The following is a 4,126-nucleotide window of genomic DNA, read 5'->3' as shown; positions in this document are numbered from 1 at the left end:
GAAGCCCTCGATGATGAAGCAGCCGCCCGTGGTGACGGTGGTCGCGCTGTACTGGATGCCCGTGCCGGCGTTCTTCAGATGCACGAGACTCCCGATGCCGACGCTGGAACCGGAACCGGAGACGGTCGCCTCCCACAGGGTCTCGGGCTGAATCTGCCAGCACTTAATCTTGTTGCTCTGGAGCAGCGACGAGGCGGTGGCCTTGGCCTCGGCAGCGACGGCGGCGAACGGCGCGTTCGTCGCGTAGCCGGTGATCGTGTTGGTCAGGAAACCGGCCGCGCTCATGGTGAGGGCGGTGCCCCTGGTGATGGTGCCGCACGTGGAGACGGCGAACTCCTGAAGCGCGGGAATCTTTCTGATCGGGATGATGGGCATGGCCTTGTCCTCCTTTCCTTGCCTAGGCGCCGGCCGAGCCGAGGGTGCCGAGCCACGCCTTCTCGCAGTAGACCGAGAAGCGCATGGACGCCCCGTACTTGGCGTCGTCGCTGTCGAAGTCCGAGTCGCGCTTGACGTTGAACTTGCGCCGCCAGAAGAAGTTCAGCGTGTGCTGCGACTTCTCGGAAAGGAGGAACCAAGCGTCGGTGTCCGTGAGGAACGGCCAGACGATCAGCTCCAGCGAGTTGTTCAGCACGTTCTTGGTGTTCTCCGCGACGTAGGGCTCCAGCGCCGAGGAGAGGATCTCCTGCGCCGTCCACTTGAGGTCGGCGGGGACGAGCAGGTAGCGCGCCTTCTGGTTGAACTTCAGGCCGCGCTCGTCCGTCTGGTTCTCGAACGCGGTCAGCGCCGACTTGAGCGAGGTCGTGGACAGGTCGGCGGCGGTGATGATGTTGCTGATGTAGGTCGTGGACTCGTCGGGGTTCTTCGGGTGCGACGCCGAGAACACGGCCACCGCGTCCGGGCCGGTCTGCGAGCCGAACCCGTTGTTGAAGAACGCCGCCGCCTGCGTCTCGACGCGCTGGTTGAAGCCGCGACCGAGCGAGGAGAACAGGCGCTCGCCCATGATCCCGTACTCGTCGTCCTCCATCGCCTCGCGGGTCAGGCGCACGCCCTGCGCGTAGGTCGTGTGCGAGACGGAGCCGTCGTAGAGCTGGATCGGCGTGTCGTAGTCCATGTCCGCGCCCTCGGCCTTGCTCGACGGCATGGCAAGCCCGCTGACCGCCGACACGTACTCGGTCGCACGCTTGGAGTCCTTGACGTTGAAGATCTTGTCGTGCACCGTCGGATGATCGGTGTAGCCCTGAAACGCGATCTTGTAGAAGTTCGCGTTGTTCAGGTCTGCGAAGTTCGCTCGGATGACTGTCATGGTTTCTTACTCCCCGTTGCTCAGTCCCCCGACCACTACCGGGTCACTCGCGCCGAGAACCTCGTAACCGGTCTGTCTCATCTCCGAGACGTGCTGCGCCTCCATGGCGGCGGACTGCTTCGCCACCTCTTCCGCCTTGTAGGCGACGCGCTTCTCGTGGAGCGACTTCTTGATGCGGCAGAGAACCATCCCGCCCTTGTTCGTCAGACGCCGGTCGTAGCCTTCCGGCGGCATGTAGTTGCCGTCGAAGTGCGTCTTGACATCGGGATCGGGATTCTTCTCGTAGCCCTGCATCTCGCGGGTGCGCAGCTTGGACTCCTCGCACCAGCGATAGACGAAGTTCGGGTCTCCGTTGATGACCTCAGTCCGGTCGTTGACGGTCAGGTCGCGCATGAACCGAATGTCGGGGTCTTCGTTGGCCTTCATGGTGTCAAGGACGCTCGGGCGAACCTTCGGGGGACGCCCGCGCTTCTTGGGCGTGAGGTTGACCGGAGTCCTTGTGCCCTTCGTGACTTTAAGCATTGGCCTTCTCCCAATCGTCGATGGACATGCCCCTCATGTCGCCGCCCGCTGCCTTTTGCTTGGCGACGAGCCGCGCCAGCTCCAGCGTCTTGTCCTCGCCGTAGGCTCTGCGCGCCTTCGCGGTGTCGGGTTCCAACTCCACGCGAAGGGAGTTGGCCCCGGCGCGACGGGCGGCGTTGCCGGCCTCGACGTGCGGAGGAGTGATCTCGCGGGTCGCCTGCGTCCCGGCGGCCTCCAGTTTCGCAACGCGCTTGCGGAGAAAGAGCATCTCCATCGGCTCGCTGGAGAACGGAAGCTCGGCGGCGACTTCGGCAGAGACATCGGCATACTCGGGACGGGAGGAGAAGGACTGAAACTCCTTGAGGCGACCGAGGTTGGCTTGCTGCTGCTGCGCGAGAAGCCGGGTCGTCTGGTCGTGGATCATCTTGTAGATCGTGAACCCAGGATTCTCGGCAAGCTGCTCGCGGAACTTGTCCTCGAAGTTCGTCACCGGCTCGACAGCGGGGGGCGGCGGGTTGTACGCCGCGCGCTGCTCAAGCTGCTCGCGGAGTTTCGCGGCCTCCGTCTTGGCCTCGTGCATCGCCCGCTGCGCCTCGGAGTATGCCTTCTCGGCGTCCTCTGGCGTGCGGTACTTGCCGAAGATCAGCGGAGGGGGTGCCGGCGCGGGGGCCGGCGCTGCGACCTCGGGGGCCACCACGGGCGTGTCCACGATCTCGATCTGCGGCTGCGGATCGGGCTGTGGGGCCGGGGTTGCCGTGTCTCCGGTCTTCACTTCTTCGCTCATTTACTGCTCCTTTGTTTCAGGGGTGTCGCTTTTCGCGGCCCTGTTGAATTCCTTCTTCACGAACCTGATGACGCGCCGAAGCGCCTTGATCTCTCCTCGGCAAACGGACAACTTTTCCAGACCCATCTCTTCGTCGGCATCCATCCGCGCGAGCGCGTAGTCCAGTTCTCCCGACATGAAAGTGGCAAGCACGCTCATGCCCGGACGCAGCAGGATGGCCTCCCAATCTTCCATCACCTCCTCGGGGAACTTCTGCGGCTCGCTCATTTCTCGTAGATCCCGAGAACGTCCTCGTAGCGCAGCATCAGGAACGCCTCGCCCTCGACGGCGATCTCCTGCCCCGCGTTCTTGCCGAAGATCACGACATCGCCAACGGCGATATCGTCAATCCCGTTGCCCACGGCCTTGACCTCGCCGCCGACCGGGATCTCCTTGGCCTGCTCGGGCAGAATCAGTCCGCCCGCCGTCGTGTCCTTCGGTGAGAACCGGCGCACCGCGATCCGCTTGTTCAGGGGCCGGATCATTTGCCGCCCTTCCTACGCTTCATTCGCCTTCCCCTCCCTGATTGACGGTGGACTTGGAAAGCTCGCCCTTGACGCGGGACGGCGGCGACGGAGGCCCGCCCCCGGTCATGGCCGCGCCGGGGGGCATCCCGCCTTGGATCTCGTTCATCATCATCCCGTCGGCAAGCTGCTGCTCCTTCTGGATCTCCTGATAGGCGAGCATCGGGTTGCCCTGCGTGACCAGAGGCGCCTTGAGCTTGATGTTCATCAGGTACGGCAGGCGCTCAAGGATGGCTCCGAAATTGATGCTGTAGAGCGGGTTTTGCAGGAAGATCGGGTTGGCCGTGATCTGGAGGAACTTCATCAGGTTGTTGATCTGCATGTCCTTGTTGACGCCGACTTCCAGCGCCGCGCCGACCGCGTAGATGTCGGGGTCTTCCGCGAGGTCTTCCTTGGCGATCTGCATGAAATTCATGCCGCCGCCGAACATCGCGGGCATGGGGGAGGAAGGTGCGCCGGCAGGGGGCATGGGGGGGGTTCCCTGCGGTGGCAAGCCGGGATTCATCATCCCCGGCGCACCCATGTTGCCGGGTAGTCCCGGCATCGCGGAGGAGGGGTCGAGCATGAAGTCGTTGCCGAGGATGCGTACCTGCCTCGGGCGGGTCATGTAGATGCGGTTGTAGCGGATCATCAGGTTGCCGAGCGGGCGGATGAACTGGCGCTCGGCAAGGATCGCCATCGTCTTAAAGCGGATCTCCGCGACGTTTTGCAGGGCGATGGTAGTGGTCGCGGTCTCCTGCGCCCCGGCCATCGCGCCCCGGGACACGTCATACGTCCCCGTCGCCTTCTGGATGATGCCGCCGTAGCGCTGGATCTCGGCAAAGCCGCTCGGGGGCAGCGCCGGGGGTTGCAGCGGCTCAAGGTCGGTCAGCGCGTTCATGTCAATGATGCCGCCGGGGCGGGACACACAGTCGTCATCCGCGATGTCCGCCCACCGATTGCGCTTGTACATCG

At 64.2% G+C, this 4,126-nt stretch carries 7 protein-coding genes; all 7 read right to left on the bottom strand.

Annotation, left to right across the window (positions count from 1 at the left end):
- Positions 1-375, bottom strand: a 375-nt coding sequence (locus VI078_01515; GenBank protein ID HEY5997966.1) for a hypothetical protein, incomplete at its 3' end; no start/stop codon positions are given.
- 22 nt (positions 376-397) lie between these two features.
- Positions 398-1,303 (bottom strand): Mu-like prophage major head subunit gpT family protein, encoded by a 906-nt coding sequence (locus VI078_01510; protein ID HEY5997965.1) that lies wholly within the window; start codon positions 1,301-1,303, stop codon positions 398-400.
- Positions 1,304-1,309: 6 nt separating this feature from the next.
- The gene (locus tag VI078_01505; GenBank protein HEY5997964.1) at positions 1,310-1,825 is read right to left on the bottom strand and encodes a hypothetical protein; all 516 of its coding nucleotides are present in this window, start codon (positions 1,823-1,825) and stop codon (positions 1,310-1,312) included.
- A complete protein-coding gene (locus VI078_01500; GenBank protein ID HEY5997963.1) occupies positions 1,818-2,609 on the bottom strand; it encodes a hypothetical protein in 792 nt (263 codons plus the stop codon). The genes VI078_01505 and VI078_01500 overlap by 8 nt, the downstream gene beginning before the upstream one ends.
- Positions 2,610-2,876: a hypothetical protein gene (locus VI078_01495; protein HEY5997962.1), complete on the bottom strand. Its 267-nt coding sequence runs from the start codon at positions 2,874-2,876 to the stop codon at positions 2,610-2,612.
- Entirely contained in the window at positions 2,873-3,133 is a 261-nt protein-coding gene (locus VI078_01490; GenBank protein ID HEY5997961.1) for a co-chaperone GroES, read from the bottom strand. Before VI078_01490 ends, VI078_01495 begins: the two co-directional genes overlap by 4 nt.
- Positions 3,134-3,152: 19 nt before the next feature.
- Positions 3,153-4,126 (bottom strand): hypothetical protein (locus VI078_01485; GenBank protein ID HEY5997960.1); only part of this gene is annotated, 974 nt, incomplete at its 5' end.

The organism is bacterium (assembly GCA_036524115.1).
Taxonomy (GTDB): Bacteria; JAUVQV01; JAUVQV01; order JAUVQV01; family DATDCY01; genus DATDCY01.
This window is presented reverse-complemented; position numbering and strand designations above follow the sequence as displayed.

Excerpts from the sequence above, each read along its gene's own strand:
- VI078_01510 (HEY5997965.1), bottom strand. The coding sequence starts at position 1,303 with ATGACAGTCATCCGAGCGAACTTCGCAGACCTGAACAACGCGAACTTC.
- VI078_01505 (HEY5997964.1), bottom strand. The coding sequence starts at position 1,825 with ATGCTTAAAGTCACGAAGGGCACAAGGACTCCGGTCAACCTCACGCCC.
- VI078_01500 (HEY5997963.1), bottom strand. The coding sequence starts at position 2,609 with ATGAGCGAAGAAGTGAAGACCGGAGACACGGCAACCCCGGCCCCACAG.
- VI078_01495 (HEY5997962.1), bottom strand. The coding sequence starts at position 2,876 with ATGAGCGAGCCGCAGAAGTTCCCCGAGGAGGTGATGGAAGATTGGGAG.
- VI078_01490 (HEY5997961.1), bottom strand. The coding sequence starts at position 3,133 with ATGATCCGGCCCCTGAACAAGCGGATCGCGGTGCGCCGGTTCTCACCG.